Annotated in this window: 1 pseudogene; it reads left to right on the top strand. The window is 59.4% G+C overall.

Annotated features, from left to right (window positions below):
* Positions 1-25: 25 nt before the first annotated feature.
* Positions 26-414 (top strand): annotated as a pseudogene (locus E5W70_RS32700) (tetratricopeptide repeat protein); the annotation flags it as partial.

The following is a 414-nucleotide window of genomic DNA, read 5'->3' as shown; positions in this document are numbered from 1 at the left end:
GATTGCTCTCGCGTCCGAAAAGGCCATGCCTGCAATGTTGAACAAGGGACGGGGCTTTCGAGCTGTCGCACTCATCGCTGAAGGAAATGCAACCGAAGGCCTCGAGACCCTCAAATCCTGCTACGAGCACGACGTGAACGCCGGTTACCTGGTGATGATGCCGTACTTCGAGTCCATTCTGGCTGAGGCTTACCTTAGTAGTGGCAACGTTGAAGATGCGCGACGCGTGCTCGACGACGCGTTCGAGCGTGCGACTTCGACCGGCGAGCGTTGGTTTGATGCCGAGCTGTACCGACTGAAAGGGGAGTTTGCTTTGCGCGAGCCTGGTCGCGACGGCGACTTGGCGGCGGAATCTTTCGGCAAATCGGTAGAGACTGCCGGGGCGCAGGCCGCCAAATGGTGGGAGTTGCGAGC

Origin of the sequence: Mesorhizobium sp. (assembly GCF_005063415.1) — a bacterium.
GTDB lineage: Bacteria > Pseudomonadota > Alphaproteobacteria > Rhizobiales > Rhizobiaceae > Mesorhizobium.
The sequence above is the reverse complement of the archived record's forward strand: the minus strand, read 5'-3'. Positions and strand labels throughout refer to the sequence as shown.